This window comes from Maribacter litoralis, from assembly GCF_902506355.1.
Lineage (GTDB): Bacteria > Bacteroidota > Bacteroidia > Flavobacteriales > Flavobacteriaceae > Maribacter > Maribacter litoralis.
Genome location: NZ_LR733271.1, coordinates 3,033,197 through 3,055,167, shown reverse-complemented (window position 1 = coordinate 3,055,167; position 21,971 = coordinate 3,033,197). Strand labels below are relative to the sequence as shown.

Below are 21,971 nucleotides of genomic sequence, written 5' to 3'. Positions count from 1 at the left end.
TTATTCTTTTACCCAATTATTAGCGAAATCACAATCTTTGTTCTCATCGTTAACGCTTATGTAGGTATCTTTAATATGCTCATCCATCCATTTTTTTATGGCGTTGTATTTTTTCTCGGTTAACGCCAACTCTTGTATTTTGGTGTAATCTTTAGAAAAATCTGCCACATGCTCATCGAACCTATTGGTAATCTTTAAGATTTTATATTTAGGCGCACCACCTCTTGGGTCTTCTTCTAAAACCGGGTAGGTAATTTCATTATCCTTTAAGTTCTGAACTTGATTGTACAACGTAGGATCCATTTTTGTCAACTCAAATTTAGAGTCGAAATTTACAGGATTACGTAACAAACCACCATCAAACTTGGTTTCTTTCTCATCTGAGAAATTTAACGCAGCCTCGGCAAAAGTAAATTCGCCATTCATAATTTTTTTACGAATAGTATCCAACTCAGCTTTAGCTTCATCCAAAACATCTTGAGATATTTCTGGCTGAATTAAAATGTGTCTAAGATCCAATTCCTGTCCTCTAATTTTTTCGATATAGATGATATGATAACCAAAAATCGTTTCAAAAGGTTCAGATACCTCACCTTCCTTTAAACTAAATGCTACATCTTTAAACTTCTTGTCAAAACCAGTGTCTTTGGTAATACTGTAAAAACCACCTTTAGATTTAGACCCAGGATCTTGAGAGTACAGAATAGCTTTAACACTAAAACTAGCATCGTTATCCTCTACATCTGCCTTAATTTGATTTAATTTATCTACTACCTTTTGCTTTTCTTCCTCAGAAGGCTCTGGCTCTTTGGTAATTTGTGCAATTTCTAACTCAGCACCAAAAACAGGGCGTTCATCTTCTGGAATCTTATTAAAGAATTGACGAACCTCTTCAGGTGTAATTTCAATATCCTTAATAATATCTTGCTGCATACGCTCAGATAGCATTCTTAGCTTATTGATCTTATAAAGCTCTTCTCTAAAACTCGCTTCATCGGTTTTCTTGTAGTACTTCAGAACTTTATCCATAGAACCGATCTGTTGTACTAACGATTGCAACTGACGATCACCTGTGGCATTGACCTCATCATCTGAAACCAAAATACTATCCTGAACGGCTTGGTTTGCATACAACCTATCCTCCATCAATTTACCTAGTAGTCCGCAATGGGTGATATCTTCTGTAGATGCACCCTGACTTTTAAGGTCGATCAATGTTTTTTCAATATCAGAATCCAATATTACATAGTCACCAACAACAGCTGCAATACCGTCTAATTTAATTCTCTTGAAATTGTTTGTAGAGTCTTTTTCTACAGTATTCTCTTCTGCAACAGCCTCCATTGACTGTGTTTCGTCTGGTATAGAGTCTTGCGCGGTAACTAAACCAGAAAGCAGTAATGCCCCTAAGTAAATACTATTTTTTGTTATCGAAAACTTCAAAATCTTTATCCTTGATTGCTTCATCTAATAATTCAGTTTCTAGTTTGCGTAGGTAGTCCATCTTTCTACGACTTAATAAAACTTGTTCTATGGTAGGTTTAATAAATGACAATGGTGCAATTTCATTAACATCCTTTGTCTCTACTATTTTCCCCAAATATACCCCGATTGAATCCTCTAATTCAAAAAATTGTGAATTTTTTAAGTACCTATTGGCATTCTCGGCGGTAATTGGTGGTATTTCTTCATAAATTCTAGTGTTTCTTACCCAAATTGAATCATTAAAATTCAGTTTACTGAACTGAACACCAATAGAATCCAAATAACGTAAATCATCTTCTTTGAACCTTTTTAAGCGCCTACCCACTTCGTCTTTGTCCAAAAAACCCTTTGGCAAGGCAACAAATCTAATTCTGGCAATGGGTTCTTTAAGTTTAAAATTTTCCTTAGCTCGTTCGTAAAACGCCTGCAATTGCTCTGCTGTTATTAACGTGTCAGTAGCTTGTGACACCAAAGCTTCTTTATAAACACTGGTATACAATTCAGTTCTATAATCATCTACCAGCGCATTATATTCCGCAAGTTTTTCTTCAGATAAGTTGATCTTTGCTTTAGATAATAACAATTGTTTAGAAGCCCAGTTATTTATGTAATTGGTGGCAAATGACGCACTATCGGCCTTGCTCATATTTTCTGTAATTAGAGGAGCCAAATCCTCCTTATACAAAAATGACTCGCCCACTCTAGCGACCGCCTCTCGCTCCTCATCTTTTTTAAACATACCCTCACATGAGGTATAGCCAATGGCAATAAGCCCTACACAAAGTAAAATGTAGAACTTGTTGAGTAATAATTTAGATTTCTTAGAAAACATCGAGCAAAAATAGCAATTACCAAATCGTGTGCAAGTGCTTAATGATTTACTTAACACCTTTTTTTGAGGCTTACAATATAATCAAATACCTAATAATCAATAAATATAGCTTTCTCAAAAAATGTAATCGCCTTTAAAATTGTAAGCGAACTAAGGTTTTTTAGGTAAATTTGTCTACTTATTTTTTTAATTAAATATCTACTTTTTTGAACCGACAAATAAAACTAATTTGGGACTTTAGAGGTCCTACCGCCCTAAAAACGGCCGAGCACCACGTAAAGCATCTCAATGAATTTATAGCATTGGAAAAAACCGCTCTTAATATAACCGGTTACAATGAAATTAATGATATGTACAGTACTGCATTTATGGTGGTCGAAGAAAATGAAATGATCAAAGTAAGAGACCTATTAAAGCCGCACAGAGGTGAAGTATACACTCCTTAAATGAAACAATATCATATGAAACATTGTATACTTTTCATTTGCTGCGCCATTATAGTTTCTTGCTCTACGGAAAAGCAAAGCTCAAATTTTCTTGAAACGGCGTTGGCTTCAAAAAACCCAAAGATCAAAAGGGTAATGGATAGTCTTGAAAAGTATAAGGTTCAAATAAGGTACACCCAAATTGACAGAAGAAACGATAGTGTTTTCTTTACCGATTACGATTTTCAAATACATGACAGCACGTACTTCTACCCCGCTAGCACGGTAAAATTCCCAACTGCTATTTTAGCCTTGGAAAAAATCAACCAGACCGATAGCCTTACCATGTATACCAAATACTATATAGAAGGAGATACTATTGAAAGTACTGTTGCAAATGATGTAAATGAGATTTTTGCGGTTAGCGATAATTTAGCCAACAACAGGTTGGTCGAGTTTCTTGGCTTTGAAGCCATCAACCAACAACTAACCAATAAAGGCATATCTCCTGTAAGGTTGTCGCACCGTTTAGGTTTTCATTCAGATGATCTACGAACCAAACCGATCATCATCTACCTTAATGATTCCACTACCGGCATAACTCAATCCATTTTAAACAAAACGCCAAAGGCTTTAGAGCTTATAGATATAGAAAAGGGAAAAGGTTATTACGAAAATGAAGAATTCATAAATGAACCATTCAGCTTTAAGGAGAAAAATTATTATCCTATATCTGCACAGCACGATGTATTAAAAAGAGTAATTTTCCCGGAAAAATTTTCAAGTAGCGAACAGTTCAATATAAGTAACGAACAGCGTGATCATGTATTAAAGGCAATGCATACAGTGCCAAGAAAAATGGGATATAATAAAAATGAATATTATGACAGCTACTGTAAATTTTTCATTTTTGGAGACTCTAAAGATGATATTCCAGAACATATAGAAATATACAATAAGGTAGGCTTTGCCTATGGCACATTAACTGATTGCGCATATATTAAGGATACCAAAAAGAATATAGATTTTCTTTTGACCGCTACCATATTGGTAAATAAAGATGGTATATTCAACGATGATGTCTATGAGTACGACGAAATAGGCATTCCTTTTTTAGCCCAATTAGGTCGAGAAATATATCAGCAGGAATTACAACGAAACAATCATTAGAAACAGGAAGTCGACTATGCAAGACAATGCCGGTAAAACCAGAATAAACAAATACTTAAGTGAAGCAGGTTATTGCTCACGAAGGGCTGCGGACAAACTTATAGATCAAGGTAGAGTTACCATTAATGGCAAAGTACCAGAAATGGGCACCAAAATTTCAGCTGGTGATATTGTTAAGGTCGATGGTGAACTAATCAAAGAACCTAAAGGCAAGTCTACATACCTAGCATTTAACAAGCCGGTGGGCATTGTATGCACAACAGATACGGGAGTTGAGAAGGACAATATTATTGATTTCATTAATTACCCGAAGCGTATTTTTCCGATAGGAAGATTGGACAAACCTAGTGAAGGACTCATATTTCTTACAGATGATGGTGATATCGTAAACAAAATTTTGCGAGCTAGAAACAATCACGAAAAAGAATATTTGGTAACGGTAGATAAACCTATCACCATTGATTTCTTGAACAGAATGCGAAAAGGTATACCCATTCTAGATCAAGTAACAAGAGAATGTGAGGTGTATGAAGTAAGTAGATACCAGTTCAGAATTATATTGACCCAAGGACTCAACAGACAAATTAGACGTATGTGCGAGTATTTAGATTATCGTGTAAAAAAGCTGAAACGAATTAGAATTATGAACGTACAACTTGATGTACCCGTTGGCAAATGGAGAGATTTAACCGATGAGGAACTAAAAGAAATCAATAGACTTGTAAGCACCTCTTCCAAAACATTCGACGGAAAAAAATAGAGACTCTTCTTTTACTCTTCATCTTTTGATAGCACTAGAGTGAATAAACCTTAAATAATTAGCTTAATTCACTAAAAATCATTATTTTAAGTAAAAAATTTGCACTATGTCAACTTTCAACTACACAACAAAAAAGTCTCTTAGCATCTTCTATGTTTTAACCCTGATATGTTATTTTGGATTGGGAGTTCATGCTATGATTGCCCAAACTTCTAATTTCACCGAATACACAGGCGAAGTATTAGACGCTGACAGCAAAAAAGCTTTGGTATTTGCTACCTTAACGGTAGATAACACAAATGTTACAACCATAACCAATTCAGAAGGTCAATTTTCTTTAAAAGTGCCAAACGAGTATAAAGAAAATAGTTTGATCATTGCTTTTTTGGGTTATAAGACCAAACAAATCAATATTGCGGAACTACAATTAGAAAAGAACAAAATCTTTATGGAAGAATTTGTTATGGCTCTATCCGAAGCACAAATAGACGCCCCAAACAACGCTGAAGCATTAGTAAAAGAAACTTTGGACAAAAAGGGAAGCAATTATTTGAACGAAAATGCGGTTATGACCGCCTTTTATAGAGAAACTATTAAAAAGAGAAGAACAAATGTAAGCCTCTCTGAAGCTGTGGTCAATGTATATAAAGCATCATACACCTCTAACAAGTCCGATGCATTAGAACTGTACAAGGCGCGTAAGAGCACAGATTATAATAAACTTGATACCGTAGCCTTAAAGTTGCAAGGAGGTCCGTTCAACACTTTATTCGTTGATATGGTAAAATACCCTAAATATATTTTCACAGCGGAAACCTTAAACTACTATGATTTTTCCTTTGATACTTCTACCCGAGTAAATGATCAATTGATTTATGTGGTAGACTTCAAACAAAAACCGGAAATTATTGACCCTTTATACAAGGGAAAACTATTTATAGATGCTGAGAATAAGATTTTGACCAGTGCTATTTATTCCTTGAATATTACCGATAAACACTTAGCTTCTCAAATGTTTGTTCGTAAAAAACCTAAAAATGCCCAAGTTTGGCCTACCGAGGTATCTTATCGTGTAGATTATAGAGAAAAGAACGGAAAATGGTATTACGGTTACAGTAATGTACTGTTAGAATTTAAGGTCAATTGGGATAAAAAATTATTCAACTCAGTATATAGTATGAGTTGTGAAATGGCCGTAACCGATTGGGAACAAAATCTAAGCAACAGTATACCTAGAACAAAAGATAGAATGAAATCTTCTATCATTTTAAGCGACGAAGCAATAGGTTTTGCCGATCCAGATTTTTGGGGAGAATACAATATTATAGAACCAGAAAAATCAATAGAATCTGCCATTAAAAAAATACAACGACAATTACGTAGAGGCAAGTTAGATAATGGTGCCGCTGCCCGTTAAACTTATTTCAAGTGGGTTTTGAAAAAAATTCCCTTTGGTTTTCTTCATTAGAAAAACAAAGGGAATTTTACTTTTATGATACCAAACCTAATTAGTTGGCTACCTCGCTAATAAACTTAAGTCTGTACAAACGAAGTTCTTCCTCTTCGTATTCACCATCAAATTCGGTCATAGCCTCTTCAAGGTTATCACTATCGGCCTCTAAGAAGTATTCATGCATTTCTTCCTGTTGATCCTCATCTAAAATCTCATCGATCCAATAATTTAGATTCAACTTTGTACCGCTATAAACAATTTGCTCCATTTCCTTAATAAGCTCTGGTATCTCTAATCCTTTCGCCGATGCAATATCAGATAATGGTAGTTTTCTATCCACATTCTGTATTACATAAAGCTTTAAAGCAGAATTTGCACCGGTACTTTTTACAACAAGATCATCTGGTCTAATAATTTCATTATCGGTTACGTATTCATTAATAAAGGCAATAAAAGGTTTTCCATATTTTTTAGCCTTTCCTTCCCCTACACCATGAACATTTAATAGTTCTTCATGTGAAATCGGGTATTTTAAGGCCATATCTTCTAAAGAAGGGTCTTGAAATACCACAAATGGCGGAACTCCCAATTTCTTTGCTTGTGCTTTTCTAAGATCTTTTAATTGCTTCAGTAATTTTTCATCGGCAATTCCGCCAGATTTGGCAGCACCAACTATGGCATTATCGTTCTCGGCATTATACACGTGATCTTTGGTCATCATGAACGAAGATGGATTTTTCAAAAACTCCTTACCATTATCCGTTACGTGCAGCACACCGTACTGTTCAATTTCTTTCCGTAAAAGTCCGGCAACCAATGTTTGGCGAATTAAAGCCATCCAATAGCCCTTATCCTTATCAGAGCCAATACCAAAGAACTCCTTCTCATTGGTTTTATGAGACGAAATAATTGCATTTGTTTTACCTCTTAAGGTATTGACTATCTCTTTAGATTTAAATTTTTCACTTGTTCCCGTCACCACTTTTAGAAGCTTCTCCACGCCATCTTTTGCCTCTTCTTTCTCCTTAGGATTTCTGGTATTGTCATCCATATCAGCACCTTCACCATTGATCTCATCGAATTCCTCCCCAAAATAATGAAGCATAAATTTACGTCTAGACATAGAAGTTTCGGCATAGGCCACCACCTCTTGTAAAAGTGCATTTCCTATTTCTTGTTCCGCAACCGGTTTACCAGACATAAACTTTTCTAACTTCTCTATATCCTTATAAGAGTAATAAGCTAAACAATGACCCTCGCCACCATCACGACCTGCCCTACCCGTTTCTTGGTAGTAACTTTCAATACTTTTTGGAATATCATGGTGAATTACGAAACGAACATCTGGTTTGTCGATACCCATACCAAAGGCAATAGTGGCCACAACAACATCAACATCTTCCATCAAGAACATATCTTGATATTTTGATCTAGTTTTGGCATCGAACCCAGCATGGTAAGGCACGGCACTTACTCCGTTTACCTGTAATACTTGTGCTAATTCTTCTACCTTTTTGCGGCTCAAGCAATATATAATACCAGATTTACCCGAATTTTGTTTTACGAAACGAATAATATCGGCTTCAATATTTTCCGTTTTCGTACGCACCTCATAAAATAAATTTGGGCGATTGAAAGAAGCTTTAAACAAGGTAGCTCCACCAATACCCAAATTCTTTATAATATCTTCTTGAACCTTTGGGGTAGCTGTAGCGGTAAGTCCTATAATCGGAATATTATCGCCCAAACGCTCCACAATAGATTTTAAATTTCTGTATTCCGGTCTAAAATCGTGACCCCATTCAGAAATACAATGTGCCTCATCAACTGCTACAAAAGAAATAGTGACCGAGCGTAAAAACTCCACATTCTCTTCTTTTGTCAATGACTCTGGTGCCACATATAAAAGTTTGGTAACACCATCTGTTATATCTTGCTTCACCTGTTTTATTTCCCCCTTGTTCAAAGAGGAGTTAAGCACATGGGCAATGCCGTTTTCAGAAGATACTCCGCGAATGGCGTCTACTTGATTCTTCATCAAAGCAATCAACGGAGATACTATAATAGCCGTACCTTCTTGCATTAACGCGGGCAATTGGTAGCAAAGCGATTTACCACCGCCCGTGGGCATGATCACGAATGTATTATTCTGTCTTAAAACATTTTTAATTACCTCTTCTTGAAGTCCTTTAAACTGAGAAAACCCAAAATATTTTTTTAATGAGGAATGTAAATCGATATTGTCAAATTCTTTACTGTCTGTCACATTTTACATTTAAGGGGACACTACTTACTTTAAAAATCTATAAGCGAACAAAATTAAACTTTTGCCTAGCTTGGCGTTTCTAAATTATTATGCGATAATCGGCATTTAAAATTAAGTTTGTTTAATTTTGTCATCTTAAAGATAATACATTCTTTTAGGAATACAATCCATAATTTGAATAATAGATTGATTGCAACGGACACCATTATTGGCTTAGCGAAAAAAACCATTGAAACTGAGCGTGATGCTATAGCACAACTTTCATCTCTTTTAACTGACGATTTTGCCAGTATTGTCAACTGCATTATTGAGGCAAAAGGACGCGTTATAATTTCAGGTATCGGCAAGAGTGCCATCATAGCAACAAAAATAGTAGCAACCCTGAATTCTACCGGTACTCCGGCTATTTTTATGCATGCCGGCGATGCCATTCATGGTGATCTGGGAACCGTGCAAGATAATGATGTGGTAATTTGTATTTCTAACAGTGGAAACACTCCCGAAATTAAGATGTTGGTTCCGCTAATTAAAAGAGGTACCAATACATTAATTGCCATGACAGGTAATACGGACTCTTTTTTAGCAAAGCAAGCAGATTTTATTTTAAACACCCATGTAGAAAAGGAAGCTTGCCCTAACGGATTGGCCCCTACCACAAGCACCACTGCGCAATTGGTTATGGGCGATGCCTTAGCTATTGTACTTTTAGAAATTAAAGGATTCAGCAGTTCTGACTTTGCCAAATACCACCCAGGTGGTTCATTAGGAAAAAGACTTTATTTAAGAGTATCGGACCTAGTTAGCAAAAACCAAGTACCTAGCGTTCAAAAAGATGAGGAAGTAAAAAGTGTTATTGTTGAGATTTCTAAAAAAATGCTAGGTGTTACTGCCGTATTGGATGGCGAAAAAGTAGTTGGTATCGTTACCGATGGTGATATTAGAAGAATGCTTAACAAGTATGACAATATAAAAGGATTGACCGCAAAAGATATCATGACCACCAACCCTAAAACAATCTCTTCAAATACTCTGGCTATTAAGGCTTTAGAGCATATGCAAAAAAAAGGGATTTCACAATTGTTGGCCATGGAAGAAGACACCTATGTTGGTGTAATTCATTTACATAATTTAATAAACGAAGGTATTTTATAATGAGTTCCAAAGCTACCACGCCACCAAACGAGATGTCATTTCTAGACCATTTAGAAGAATTAAGATGGCATTTAATTAGATCAGTTTTGGCAGTTGTCATTATTGGAAGTATTGCCTTTTTAATGAAGGATTTCATTTTCGACACGGTCATTTTTGGTCCTAAGAAAATGGATTTCCCTACGTACAAGCTATTTTGTGATATAGCCACCTATTTTGGATTCGATTCTGCCTTTTGTGCCGATAAACTTCCGTTTACCATTCAAAGTAGATTAATGTCCGGACAATTTTCTGCACACATTTGGACATCAATTTGGGCAGGATTCATAATAGGCTTCCCTTATGTGCTATATGAAATGTGGAAATTTATAAGTCCAGGTTTGTATGAAAAAGAACGTAGAAACTCTAGAGGCTTTATTTTTATAGCTTCTTTCTTATTCTTTTTAGGTGTACTGTTCGGGTACTATGTGGTTTCACCATTATCCATTAACTTTTTAGGCACCTACCAAGTAAGTTCAGAGGTAACCAACGAGTTTGACTTGGCTTCTTACATATCTACCGTTAGGGCGTCTGTAATTGCCTGTGGTGTTTTATTTGAGCTACCGATCATAATTTTCTTTTTGACCAAAATTGGTTTGGTTACACCAGAGATCATGAGAAAGTATAGAAAAATAGCATTGGTAGTGGTGTTGATCTTATCCGCGGTTATTACCCCGCCAGATGTTGCCAGTCAAATAATAGTAGCAATACCGGTATTGATCTTATACCAAGTTAGTATATATATTTCTGCCATGGTATTGAGAAAAGAAAGAAAAAAAGCTGAAAAAGAAAAAAAAGCAAATAGAAATGTCAAATCAAATTGAAGAATTTAATGCTTACCGTTCTAAGATGAACGATAAGTTGTTGGCTGATAATAATAAAATCGTAAAACGTATATTCAACCTAGACACTAACGCTTTTGCCGCAGGTGCTTTAGATGTCAAAACCAAAGAATTATTGGGTCTAGTGGCGTCAACTGTTCTTCGTTGCGACGATTGTGTAAAATATCATTTGGAAAGCTCTTACAAAGAAGGCGTCTCTAAAGAAGAGGTTATGGAAACCTTGAGTATTGCCACACTAGTAGGTGGTACCATTGTAATTCCACATTTAAGAAGAGCCTATGAATATTGGGAAGAATTAGAAAACCAATAGGTTAAAAAATCCCTAATTACTTTTCTAACAGACCAATAACCAATAGATTTGAAAACATGAAGTTACGTGCCGACAATATTATGAAATCCTACAGAGGACGTAGGGTGGTAAAAGGAATTTCCCTTGAAGTAAACCAAGGAGAAATTGTAGGGTTGCTTGGACCAAATGGTGCCGGTAAAACCACATCTTTTTATATGATTGTTGGCCTTATAAAACCAAATGGTGGCAGCATCTATTTAGATGACATGGAGATTACAAAATTTCCCATGTACAAAAGGGCCCAAAACGGTATTGGTTATTTGGCACAAGAAGCATCGGTATTTAGAAAGTTAAGTATTGAGAAGAATATTCTCAGTGTTCTTCAATTGACCAAATTAAGCAAGAAAGAGCAGCACATGAAAATGGAATCGCTCATTGAAGAATTTGGTTTAGGGCATATTCGTAAAAACCGTGGCGACCTACTTTCTGGTGGTGAGCGAAGAAGAACGGAGATCGCAAGAGCCTTGGCAACCGATCCAAAATTTATTTTATTGGATGAACCTTTTGCAGGTGTAGATCCGGTAGCCGTTGAAGATATTCAACGTATTGTAGCGCAGTTAAAGAATAAGAACATTGGTATTCTAATTACCGACCATAACGTGCAGGAAACACTTGCCATTACAGAACGTTCTTACCTAATGTTCGAAGGCGGAATTTTAAAATCTGGTATTCCTGAAGATTTAGCTGCCGATGAAATGGTGCGTAAAGTCTACCTTGGTCAAAACTTTGAGCTACGAAAAAAGAAGCTCGATTTTTAATATCGCATAGTTAGAATGCTACTCTTTGTATTTTTTTAGATTATACAATCCCCAAGCGAAGAACAAAAGATCTAGAATTAATGCGGGAGTAAATAATGGTGATACACCATCAAAAATGGTACTCACGATTCTGCCAAAAGAAATTCCTCCCATAAAAAGCACATTGCAGACCGTTGCCCCGTACCAAAATTTCGTTTTAAAAGCACCTAGAAGCCAATACACGCCAACCCCTATATAAATACCCATTACGGCACGCAGCATGTTCTTCAGTTCTAAATCAACTACCTGAAAACCTAAAAGCTTAGGCATTACAAATGTTGGATGACCACCGTATACAATCCCGCCAATTATCACTATTATACCAGAAAATAGAAGATTAAGATGTTTTGGAATTTTCATTGAACGGTTTGCCATATAGTTGAAAATATCTGAATGCCGCTATTCCACCGATAAAAGAAAATGCAGCAAGCATATAAAATACATGTTGATGCCCTTTCAAACCCGGGGATGCATCTAAAAAGTACCCCATTGCGGGACCTGCAAATATATCTGGAGTATAACCTATTAATGATATTATACCCACTGCTGTACCGGTAAGTACCAAAGGTATTCTACCGCTTTGCATCACCGCAAAATATAACGAACGAATGGCGTAAACACCCAAGGCTACTATCAATATTGAAAATAAGAAAAAGAAATAGGAAACATTTGCAACCATTCCTGAAGCAAAAACCAAAGAACCTACCAAAGCAATGATAAAACCTAAAAACAAGAATAAACTTGGTCTAGAACGGTCTGCCACCACACCGATCAGAACCCCCACTACCGGTCTTGCAAACAGTAAAATAGTACCCACTTCTGCCGAAGCTACTTCATCTAACAGCATAACATCTTGCGCGTAAAGTGAAAAAATATCGGTGATTTTATACCCTACATAAGCACATAAAATAATAATCATCAATAGTAAAACCGAAGGTAGACGAAGTACTTCTTTAATTTGGGAAACGGTAATTTTTTCAACAACTATTTCTTTTTCAAGACTTGCAGGTAATCGCATAAAAAACCAGACCAAAACTCCTACAACAGAAACTATACCAGACGAAGTCAATATCACATAGCGAAAAGCAAACCTACTTTCTTCTAAAGTGGCGACCTCCAAATTAGCCGTCATAAAAAAGGAAAACACAAGTACCCCTAAGGTACCAAATAAGGCTCCTACCAACCCTCTGCCGCCATCTAGCAACCCAAATGCCTTACCTTGAGACCCTTTTCCTCCCCACACACGTGTAGCCTTGATCATAGGTGACCAGAACAAGAAAATTGTGGTGAACCCCCAAAAGCCATATAATACCTGTAATACAAAATAACTAGGGAATGTAGAAAAGACCAATCCGCCCAAAGCGGTCATCCAAAGTGCTATAGCAATTAATTTTCTTGGCTGAAATTTATCCGCCAAAGGTCCGCCCAATAAATAGGAAACCAAAGCAACAAAGCCATACACGGAAAAGCATAAACCCAACGAAACATTATCAAGTTCAAATACCTTTAAAACTGTAGGTCTAAAAACACGTTGTAAAACAAAAGGCAAAATAAAGACACTCTCCCCTGCTAAAATCAGCAATAGCAGGTAATACCATGGAGCTTTTTCGGGTTGTTTCATTTTTCTTGAATCGGAATCCACACCTCTTCTTCTGAATTTGGATCGTTGTTTTTGTATTTTGCTCCCAAGACTTCAAAATGCGGTCTGTTATCTAAGTTATAATCGGAATTAGGAATCCATTCCCCATAAATATATTGAAAAAAGGAAGCTACATTTTGTGCACTCCCCTTGTAATTGAATACGGCAAATAGTCCGCCATCCAAAATAAGTCTATTCATTCCTTCAGGAACAGAATTAAAATCTTCAACCTCAACGCAAGCCCACTTCACATACTTTGCAATAGGAGAAAATTCCTGAAAATAGTTAGCAGGATATTCTTGCAAGGAGATAAAATCATCGGACGACCTATTGACAATTTTCGAGCTTCGTTGCCTAAAGTTTTTCCAAAGTTCAGAAGTTCTATTATCCACCAAACTCATCTCGGTAGATAATCCGACCAATTTTTTCTTTTTAAGAGGAACGATTTTCGGGGTCATATTATTCATGCTAATCATCAAACTTAAGGAAATCATTCAGAATCTAGAAAATTGACCAACCCCAATTATCAATTCTTATCACCAATAATTTCAATAACCTAAAGATAAAGTTGAACTAACATGCATTCATTAGAATTGGAACAATTTTGAAGAAACTACGAACCAAATGAAAACTACGAAAAACACCAGAAGAAATTTTATTCAAAAAACCTTAATGGCATCAGGGGGTATCATTTTAGCTCCTAACTTTATAAGCTGCAGTGATGATGACGATTTACAAGTTGATTATGACGAATCTCAGTTAACGGTACAGAACTTTACCTATGGGGTTGCCAGTTTTGACCCAAGTAATTCCGGTGTAATAATTTGGACGCGCTACATGGCTGCAGATGTTGAAATCATTTGGGAAGTTTCGACCCAAAACGATTTTAGCAGCATTCTAAGAACGGGGAAAATAACCACCGAAAGCTCTAGAGATAACACACTTGCCATTGAATTGACCGAGCTGGAAGCCGATCAAAAATTATATTATAGGTTTATAAGCACTTCGGATAATTCTATTTCTGTTGTTGGGGAAACTATTACCCTACCAACAGATGCTACGCAAGCAAAATTAGCAGTGTGCTCATGTTCTAACTACCAAGCAGGTTTGTTCAATGTTTACGATGCCATGGCAAATTCTGATGCTGACATTATTGTTCATTTAGGGGATTATTTTTATGAATATGGCGCCGGCGGGTATGGCTCTACAGAAGAAAATGCTTTCTTGAACCGTTTTCATGAACCTACGGGAGAAATTATTTCTTTGGATGACTACAGAACCCGTTACAAGCAATATAGATCAGATGCTTCCTTACAATTGGCACATCAAAAGAAACCGTTTATATGTGTTTGGGACGATCATGAAATTGCAAATGACACTTTTAAAGAAGGTGCAGAAAACCATGATGAAGCTACAGAAGGTAGTTTTGAGGCCAGAAAACAGAATGCACTGCAAGCATATAGCGAATTTTTACCGTTCTCAAGAATTTCAGCAGATGATAACAGCGTTATTTACAGATCTGTAAATATTGGGAACCTAGTGAATCTTGTACTGATGGATACCCGCTTGATCGGGAGGGACAAACAATTGAACATTACCGATTATTTCACCGCTACAGGTTTTGATGCCGAAGCCTTCCAAACTGCGTTAACGGATCCCACACGTTCAATTTTAGGTACGACACAGCGAGATTGGGTAATTTCTGAAATAACCAGCAGTTCAGCTAAATGGCAAGTATTGGGGCAACAGGTATTAATGGGTAAAATGAATGTACCGGCAGAATTATTAACTGCATTTGGCTCACCTAATTTTGCTGCCATACTTACAGAACTGGTAACGATAAAACTTAGATTGCTAAACAACGACCCAACATTAACAGCAGAAGAAACTGCCCGGGTGACCTCTGTTATTCCATATAATTTAGATGCCTGGGATGGCTACCCAATAGACCGTGAATTAATATACGGCGCATTGAACGGTAAAAAGATTGTAACACTTGCCGGAGATACCCATAACGCTTGGCAAAATACACTAACTGCTGCAGATGGATCAGAAGTGGGAATAGAATTGGCAACATCTTCTGTTAGTTCACCTGGTTTTGAAACCTACCTTGGCGCTAATGTCAATGCTGAATTAATTGCAGGTTTTCAAGATGCTATGATAGCCTTAATTGATGAGCTTAATTATTTTGATGCTTCTAGAAGAGGTTTTATGATGACCACTTTTACCACGACAGAAGTAACTTCTGAATGGATTTTTGTAGACTCAATTCTTTCGGAATCGTATAGTACTGAAGTTGGGTACTCCCTTACCTATTCATAAACCAAACCATAATTTATATTTTGAGGCTGCATTGAAAATTCAATGCAGCTTTTTTTATAGAATTATTAGTCCGTGTTCTCGTAATCCTAATACTTGTTTTGAATACCAAAACAATTCAAAATCTTCAAATTGCGCCTCAAAATCTTTCTTTAATTGTGCGTATGTGGTCGGTTTGTTTTCCGGACGCAGTTTTTCTAAACTTTCTGATAGCCATTGTCCTTGCTCTCTATCTACCGTAATTTCATAGGCATCTGAAGTGGAATGAAAATACATTTGCAATTGTTTCCATGTCACCCCTCTTTTCTTTTTTTCTTGCTCTTGTACTAATGGCAATTGACCTATAAAGACAACTTTTGCCGTAGGTTTTGTTTTTAAGACAACTTCCTGTTGCAAGCAATCATAAATATAATCGGGTGATATGGTAGACTGCGGAATTTCAAAATCGAACCATTCTTGCAAGCTCATATCGAAACCGATACCGTGCATAAAATTAAAGAGCGATTTTTTTAACCCAAAGCTAAAAATACTATGGTCGATGCCCGTTTCATCTTTAAAATCAATATCATTGTTTGCAAAGCTGATGTTTTTCAAATCGGGCAGGACCCCGTATTCTTCCGGATGCAAACCTACCGGACTATGAGCGGTCAATGCAAACTGATGCCAAAAACCGGATTGTATAATACCTAATTCAAACAACTGACGCACCATTTCTAAACTATCTACAGTTTCTTGAACAGTCTGCGTTGGGTAACCATACATTAAATACGAATGCACCATGATATTCGCTTCGGTAAAATTTCGTGTTACTTGTGCCACTTGTGCTACAGTAACGCCTTTATCTATGAGTTTTAATAATCGGTCAGATGCCACTTCCAACCCACCGGAAACCGCAATACAGCCCGATGCTTTTAAGAGATAGCAAAGATCTTGGGTGAAATTCTTTTCAAAACGAATATTCGTCCACCAAGTAATGGTCAATTTCCTTTTTAAAACCTCTAAAGCAAAAGCCTTCATTAAAGAAGGTGGTGCCGCTTCATCAACAAAATGAAACCCGGATTCACCGGTTTGTTCCATCAAAGCTTCTACGCGATCTACCAACATACTAGCTGCAACCGGCTCGTAAATTTTAATATAATCTAAAGAGATGTCACAAAATGTACATTTCCCCCAATAGCAACCATGTGCCATGGTCAATTTATTCCAACGACCATCGCTCCATAAACTGTGCATGGGGTTGGCAATTTCAATGACCGAAATATAGTTGGTTAATTGCAAATCGGCATAATCTGGTGTACCAACATCTTGTTGTTTGTAATCTTGCCTTAAACTATTGTTCTTATAAACAACTTTACCATCCTCTAAGACAAAAGCTCGCTTTAACTCCCCTTCCTCATTGACCACATATTGATGTACCAATTCTAAAGGAAGCTCACCATCGTCTAACGTTATAAAATCGAAGAATTCAAATACACGAACATCGGTAAGGCTGCGCAGTTCTGTATTTGGGAATCCGCCACCCATGGCAATTTTTACATCAGGATAATTTGCTTTTATAAATTGGGCACAACGAAAAGCACTATATAAATTACCAGGAAAAGGAACCGAAAAGCACACCAATTTAGGTTGTACTTCTTCTAATTGTTCTTTTAAAATCTTTAGCGTTAACTCATCAATAAAAGTGGGTTCTTCGTTTAGATGTTTATAAAGCTCATCGAATGAATTGGCACTGCGCCCCAATCGTTCTGCATACCTACTGAATCCGAAATTGGGGTCAATACATTCTACAATAAAATCTGAAAGATCTTCAAGGTACAAGGTTGCCAAATGCTTGGCTTTATCTTGCATACCCATAGTACCAAAAGCCCATTCTAAATCATTTAACTGCTCGAAACGAGAAGCTTGTGGCAAAAATTTATCAGTACATAATTGCCTTGCCAAGGTGTCATTTTTACCTTGTAGAAATAGGATTATGGCGTCTAAGGTTTTTAGATACTCATGCCTAAGGGCATATATTCTTTGCGTGTTTTCAGTAACAATAGCATCTGTTTCGTAGGCTATTTCGAATAATTTTTGAAATGTATTTTTATTGAAGAGGGATAGAATTACCTCTATTCCTAAATCAGACTGAAAAGAAGAAATCCCTTTTGTATTCAAAAACCCTTTAATGTAAGCCGTTGCCGGATACGGAGTGTTTAACTGGGTAAAAGGTGGTGTAATTAAAAGAAGGTCTTTCACAAGCGATTTTTAGAACAATACTGCAAAGATAACCGTTACTCTACTCATTATTCAATATCTCACGCACCGCTTGTCAATATGCTCTTAGATCGTTGACTTCTTTTGGCAAGTTTCTGAATAATGCGGTAATTTTCTGCACGATCTGGCAAAAAAGAAAAGAACTTATTTTCAATATTTACAATTATAGCATCTGGAGTTTTGCTCACTGTAAGGATAGAATCAATAATTTTTCTTTCAATTTGAACTTTTAATTTATTCTCTGTTTTCTCTGTAATTTTCAGTTTTAACAATGGATTTTCAATCATTTCTTGAAACTTAGACCAGTTTTCCTCACTGTTATCCAATCTTAAGCTATGCTTAGATTCTAAAAAATCTTCATATGCAATATCACTATACTTTTCATAATCAAAAAGCTGCCAAAAAGTTAAACCAAAAGCTCCAACAAATCCTACAACAATTTTAAATATCCAATCATTCAAATCAAATCCATCGAACCATAACATTACTCCAAAACATACTGGAAAAAACATAAATACTTTCAATAGAAATTTGATGGTTTTATTTTTCATAAACAGACATTAACACACCACTAATCTAAGAAAAATCTCACTCATTATTCAATATCTCACGCACCGCTTGTTGATATGCTCTGGGATTATTAGCCTTTTTTATTTTCTTGAATGCTTTGTGCGGATTAGATGTTGACAGTGCAAAATACTCCCAAAATCCTCTCATTTTCATTTTAATAGGTGTTGGTCCAGATAAAGCTTCATCATATTGCTGGTATATCGTATCATGAAATTCTGAAAAAATCTTCCAACGGTCTTTTGGGTATTCGGTGGTATTGTTCTTAATCATGCTTGGTAGAAACGGGTCGGCAATTAACCCTCTTCCCATCATAAAATGGTCAATACTAGGAAAACGCTCTTTCATTTCAATGAACTTAGCTACAGTAGTAATATCACCATTATAGTATAAAGTATGTTTGGTACTTTCCGTACATTTCTGAAAAGCATCTAAATCTACTCCGCCTTTATACAGTTGCTTGCCTATACGTGCGTGGATAGCTATATTCTTTAACGGATATTTATCTAGAATAGGAAAAACATCTAAAATCTCTTCTGCATTTTCATAACCCATTCGCATTTTCATGGATACCACCACATCGGTTCCTTCATGAGCGCGTTTTAAAATATGGTCAATTTTCTCCGGATTACAAATGAGTCCGCTACCCATACCTTGTTTTGTAACCATAGGATATGGACAACCCAAATTCCAGTTCAGCTCTTTATACCCTAAACTCTGTATGTATTTAATGACGAACAAAAACTCATCTGCATCACCCGTCATTACTTGAGGTATCACCTCTAAAGTAGTATTGTTTTCTGGCTGAAGATCTTTTTGATACGAATTTTTAATCACCATTTTTCCGTTTAAACGAATGTATGGTGCATAGAAGGTATCGATACCTCCAAAATATTTATGGAAAGCATTTCGGAATCTAAAATCGGTAAAGCCCTGTAATGGAGACGACAATAAGGTAACTGACATGTATTTATGACTGTGTTATGTGCAAACCTTTCAGTTTTGCAACAACAGATTCAGCTGCAAAAATAGCGCCTTCCATGTAACCAGAGTGATGTTTTGAGGTTTCTGCACCAGAAATAAACAATTTATTATCGTATAAAGGTTCTTGATACAGTGCATGACCACCATTTTGATGTGGAAACAAATTATCTGCCTGTCTATGAGATTTGGTAAACTCTTCATTATACCAAGCCGTTTCATGATATGATACATAATTTAGGGCATCATCCCCAAATACCAATTTCAATTGTGCTTCAATTTTTTCAATTCGCTGTTCTTTAGTAAAACGAGCACAGCTACCAGAAGCAAAACCAACTAAGGCGAACGACTCAATTTCTAAATTAGATTGATCGTAGAATTCGCTCAAAGGTCCCACATTACTAAATATCGTTCCCGACTTACCTTGCGTTCTCCAAAACGGCTTTTTATAGGTTAGGGCAACTTTAATGGAATCTTGCATCCAAGTATGAGTTTGCTCTGCTAATGAAACCAATTCATTAGGTAACTGAGGCGAAAATGTTATTTGATCTATTAACGCTGCTGGTGGTAATGTGGTAATAACGATATCTGTATTTAAAGTACGAGCAACTGTTTTCACCTCAGCGCTATTTTCTGAAACATTAACCTCATTAACCTCTTCATTTAAAAAGATAGTATTTGGTAACAGTTTAGTAGATATGGAATTCAGCAAATCAATAGTTCCGTTCTTAAACCGATAACTAGGACTATCATTTGGAACCGCTATTTCTTGTGGTGGTACATTTGAAAATGTTTGAAAATAAGATGTACCGGTCATAAATTGTTCAAAATAGGGAACCTTGAATTCTTCTACAACGTCCAATAAATGAAAATGACTATCATTAAACCATGTTGCACCCATTTCAACTTTAGCATTCCCCGATTGCAAGGTGTGTATTCTTCCACCAATTCTATCTCGTGCCTCTAATACTTTAACATCAAAACCCAATTCTTGCAAACGATATGCCGTCAATAAACCCGTTAATCCTGCGCCGATGATTATTACCGATGTATCCATACTCTAAGCAAATACTAATTAAAAAGTTTTATGAAATCTTAGATTGCAGTACGCTAACGGTCACCAATAACTGACCAATATGTCTCTGGCTGTGTTCCGCTGCGTGAAAAAGCAGTCCCATTACGGTAGACGGTAGTTTTTTTCTACCCACCGTTCTTTTTTCGGTAAGTGTACTTTCAGGAATAGTTTGAAAATATGCTAGCGCTTCAGCTACTTTTGCAGAAAATTGCTCTTGCAAATGGGTAACCTCTTTGTTCATATCAAAGGCACCTTCCTTTTTTAAAAGTTGAAATTGTTCTTCGGTAAGAGACTCGCCTTTTGCATAGGTGATCATTCTATCCAATACCCCAGTTACATGATTCATATGGAAACCAACGGAAGCCCTACCGGCGGTTTTCGCCCATAATAATTCTTTCGGAAAATCTGCAGTGTATTTCTTTAACTCTCGCTCGCTCTGTAATAAAGCATGTGCGGCTGGTTGTAATAAATTAGGTACATTGGGTATAGGACCGCTTAACCAATATTCATATTCTTCATTTTCCATAATGCTTCTTCCTATTTAATCTATTATTAAAGTCTCTCTTGTATAACAGAACTTACTACATAAAACAGAATAATTAAAGGAATAGCCATGAATTTCATGGTAATAATAAGCACAAGACTGATGATAATAAATATGTATCGCATAGCATTATCCTTAAAACTTGTATTTTTAAACTTTAAGGCGAACAATGGTATATTGGCATTTAACAAATAAGCACTTAGGATAGTCAAAATAAATAAGAACCATTGGTTAAGAATCAATGTATTTAGAAATTCATTATTCTGATACATCAGTATAAGTGGCAAGGAAAGTATCAATAAGGCATTTGCCGGTGTTGGTAACCCTATAAAAGAAGAGGTCTGATTTTCATCAATATTAAATTTAGCCAATCTATAGCCAGATGCCATCGTAATTACAAACCCAAAAAACGGTAATAAATTTTTAAATTGGAGAGAACCACTTTCTAAAAAAAAGTGAGAACCATCTCCCCATCCACTGGTTTGAGACATTGCCAATAATTGAAACATAACAATACCGGGAACTAGTCCGCTCGTAATCATGTCCGCAAGCGAATCTAACTGCAAACCCAATTCACTTTTAACAACAAGGGCACGTGCCGCCAATCCATCAAAAAAATCAAAGAAAATACCTAACGCTACAAAAATAGCGGCAATTTCCAATTTGTTCAACACGGCAAAAACAGCAGCTACACAACCGCAAAAAACATTTAAAAGAGTTATAAAATTTGGAATATGTTTTTTCATAATCATTAAAGTAAAGTATAAAACAAACCTGCTTTTGGGTCTATCCTAAAATATTTGCTCTAAAAATAATATAATTAAACGGTGGCAAAGATATTCGCAAGAAAAATACCACTAGGCAACAGGCATGCTTTACGACCATTAATGATAACTTAATCCAAAAACAGCAATATAATCTACAGATTTACTAGGAGTTATGTGGATTTCTTTAAATTAAAACCTAACTTTTACAGCAACATATCACAAAATAAATAGGATATGAAAAATATTATGCATGCAT

21 protein-coding genes are annotated in these 21,971 nt (G+C 36.2%); 9 read left to right on the top strand and 12 right to left on the bottom strand.

What is annotated here, in order from left to right; translation table 11 throughout:
• Positions 1-1,446, bottom strand: coding sequence for a peptidylprolyl isomerase (locus EXIGUO8A_RS12905; protein WP_407658231.1), 1,446 nt, complete (start codon positions 1,444-1,446; stop codon positions 1-3).
• Positions 1,418-2,317 carry a peptidyl-prolyl cis-trans isomerase gene (locus tag EXIGUO8A_RS12900; RefSeq protein WP_159303444.1) on the bottom strand — a complete coding sequence of 300 codons (900 nt, stop codon included), beginning with the start codon at positions 2,315-2,317 and terminating at the stop codon, positions 1,418-1,420. Before EXIGUO8A_RS12900 ends, EXIGUO8A_RS12905 begins: the two co-directional genes overlap by 29 nt.
• 206 nt (positions 2,318-2,523) lie before the next feature.
• Between EXIGUO8A_RS12900 and EXIGUO8A_RS12895 the strand changes: the two genes are divergently transcribed.
• From EXIGUO8A_RS12895 to EXIGUO8A_RS12880, 4 genes are all read left to right on the top strand, one after another.
• Complete coding sequence (locus tag EXIGUO8A_RS12895; protein ID WP_159303443.1) at positions 2,524-2,763, top strand: hypothetical protein; 240 nt, start codon at positions 2,524-2,526, stop codon at positions 2,761-2,763.
• A gap of 15 nt (positions 2,764-2,778) precedes the next feature.
• Complete coding sequence (locus EXIGUO8A_RS12890; protein ID WP_159303442.1) at positions 2,779-3,912, top strand: serine hydrolase; 1,134 nt, start codon at positions 2,779-2,781, stop codon at positions 3,910-3,912.
• A gap of 16 nt (positions 3,913-3,928) precedes the next feature.
• Positions 3,929-4,672 carry a 23S rRNA pseudouridine(2604) synthase RluF gene (gene rluF / locus EXIGUO8A_RS12885; protein WP_116770835.1) on the top strand — a complete coding sequence of 248 codons (744 nt, stop codon included), beginning with the start codon at positions 3,929-3,931 and terminating at the stop codon, positions 4,670-4,672.
• A gap of 106 nt (positions 4,673-4,778) precedes the next feature.
• On the top strand, positions 4,779-6,089 hold the full coding sequence (locus tag EXIGUO8A_RS12880; protein WP_159303441.1) for a carboxypeptidase-like regulatory domain-containing protein: 1,311 nt from the start codon (positions 4,779-4,781) through the stop codon (positions 6,087-6,089).
• A 91-nt stretch (positions 6,090-6,180) separates the two neighbouring features.
• On the opposite strand, the gene recQ is transcribed toward EXIGUO8A_RS12880, so the two are convergent.
• Entirely contained in the window at positions 6,181-8,391 is a 2,211-nt protein-coding gene (gene recQ, locus EXIGUO8A_RS12875) for a DNA helicase RecQ (RefSeq protein ID WP_236564484.1), read from the bottom strand.
• Positions 8,392-8,565: 174 nt separating this feature from the next.
• On the opposite strand from recQ, the gene EXIGUO8A_RS12870 reads away from it, so the two are divergent.
• From EXIGUO8A_RS12870 to lptB, 4 genes are read left to right on the top strand one after another with little or no spacing between them, the layout of a single operon-like run.
• Positions 8,566-9,543, top strand: coding sequence for a KpsF/GutQ family sugar-phosphate isomerase (locus EXIGUO8A_RS12870; RefSeq protein ID WP_236564483.1), 978 nt, complete (start codon positions 8,566-8,568; stop codon positions 9,541-9,543).
• On the top strand, positions 9,543-10,403 hold the full coding sequence (tatC, locus tag EXIGUO8A_RS12865; RefSeq protein WP_116770832.1) for a twin-arginine translocase subunit TatC: 861 nt from the start codon (positions 9,543-9,545) through the stop codon (positions 10,401-10,403). The genes EXIGUO8A_RS12870 and tatC overlap by 1 nt, the downstream gene beginning before the upstream one ends.
• Complete coding sequence (locus tag EXIGUO8A_RS12860; protein ID WP_116770831.1) at positions 10,387-10,731, top strand: carboxymuconolactone decarboxylase family protein; 345 nt, start codon at positions 10,387-10,389, stop codon at positions 10,729-10,731. Before tatC ends, EXIGUO8A_RS12860 begins: the two co-directional genes overlap by 17 nt.
• Before the next feature lie 56 nt (positions 10,732-10,787).
• A complete protein-coding gene (lptB, locus tag EXIGUO8A_RS12855; RefSeq protein WP_058103464.1) occupies positions 10,788-11,528 on the top strand; it encodes an LPS export ABC transporter ATP-binding protein in 741 nt (246 codons plus the stop codon).
• Between the two features lie 18 nt (positions 11,529-11,546).
• Here the strand turns inward: lptB and EXIGUO8A_RS12850 are convergent, their stop codons facing one another.
• From EXIGUO8A_RS12850 to EXIGUO8A_RS12840, 3 genes are read right to left on the bottom strand one after another with little or no spacing between them, the layout of a single operon-like run.
• Complete coding sequence (locus EXIGUO8A_RS12850) at positions 11,547-11,927, bottom strand: DUF4345 domain-containing protein (RefSeq protein ID WP_159303440.1); 381 nt, start codon at positions 11,925-11,927, stop codon at positions 11,547-11,549.
• Positions 11,905-13,188, bottom strand: coding sequence for an MFS transporter (locus tag EXIGUO8A_RS12845; RefSeq protein WP_159303439.1), 1,284 nt, complete (start codon positions 13,186-13,188; stop codon positions 11,905-11,907). Before EXIGUO8A_RS12845 ends, EXIGUO8A_RS12850 begins: the two co-directional genes overlap by 23 nt.
• Positions 13,185-13,664, bottom strand: coding sequence for a GyrI-like domain-containing protein (locus EXIGUO8A_RS12840; protein ID WP_159303438.1), 480 nt, complete (start codon positions 13,662-13,664; stop codon positions 13,185-13,187). Before EXIGUO8A_RS12840 ends, EXIGUO8A_RS12845 begins: the two co-directional genes overlap by 4 nt.
• A gap of 166 nt (positions 13,665-13,830) precedes the next feature.
• On the opposite strand from EXIGUO8A_RS12840, the gene EXIGUO8A_RS12835 reads away from it, so the two are divergent.
• Positions 13,831-15,528 carry an alkaline phosphatase D family protein gene (locus EXIGUO8A_RS12835; protein WP_159303437.1) on the top strand — a complete coding sequence of 566 codons (1,698 nt, stop codon included), beginning with the start codon at positions 13,831-13,833 and terminating at the stop codon, positions 15,526-15,528.
• A gap of 54 nt (positions 15,529-15,582) precedes the next feature.
• Here EXIGUO8A_RS12835 and EXIGUO8A_RS12830 read toward each other — a convergent pair whose 3' ends face one another.
• From EXIGUO8A_RS12830 to EXIGUO8A_RS12805, 6 genes are read right to left on the bottom strand one after another with little or no spacing between them, the layout of a single operon-like run.
• Entirely contained in the window at positions 15,583-17,763 is a 2,181-nt protein-coding gene (locus tag EXIGUO8A_RS12830) for a B12-binding domain-containing radical SAM protein (RefSeq protein WP_159303436.1), read from the bottom strand.
• A 59-nt stretch (positions 17,764-17,822) separates the two neighbouring features.
• Positions 17,823-18,332 carry a hypothetical protein gene (locus tag EXIGUO8A_RS12825; RefSeq protein WP_159303435.1) on the bottom strand — a complete coding sequence of 170 codons (510 nt, stop codon included), beginning with the start codon at positions 18,330-18,332 and terminating at the stop codon, positions 17,823-17,825.
• A gap of 37 nt (positions 18,333-18,369) precedes the next feature.
• The gene (locus tag EXIGUO8A_RS12820; protein ID WP_159303434.1) at positions 18,370-19,314 is read right to left on the bottom strand and encodes a tRNA dihydrouridine synthase; all 945 of its coding nucleotides are present in this window, start codon (positions 19,312-19,314) and stop codon (positions 18,370-18,372) included.
• Between the two features lie 4 nt (positions 19,315-19,318).
• The gene (locus tag EXIGUO8A_RS12815) at positions 19,319-20,386 is read right to left on the bottom strand and encodes a flavin monoamine oxidase family protein (protein WP_159303433.1); all 1,068 of its coding nucleotides are present in this window, start codon (positions 20,384-20,386) and stop codon (positions 19,319-19,321) included.
• A gap of 28 nt (positions 20,387-20,414) precedes the next feature.
• Complete coding sequence (locus EXIGUO8A_RS12810; RefSeq protein WP_159303432.1) at positions 20,415-20,930, bottom strand: DinB family protein; 516 nt, start codon at positions 20,928-20,930, stop codon at positions 20,415-20,417.
• A 26-nt stretch (positions 20,931-20,956) separates the two neighbouring features.
• Positions 20,957-21,694, bottom strand: a complete 738-nt coding sequence (locus tag EXIGUO8A_RS12805; RefSeq protein WP_159303431.1) for a CDP-alcohol phosphatidyltransferase family protein — start codon at positions 21,692-21,694, stop codon at positions 20,957-20,959.
• Positions 21,695-21,971: the final 277 nt, after the last annotated feature.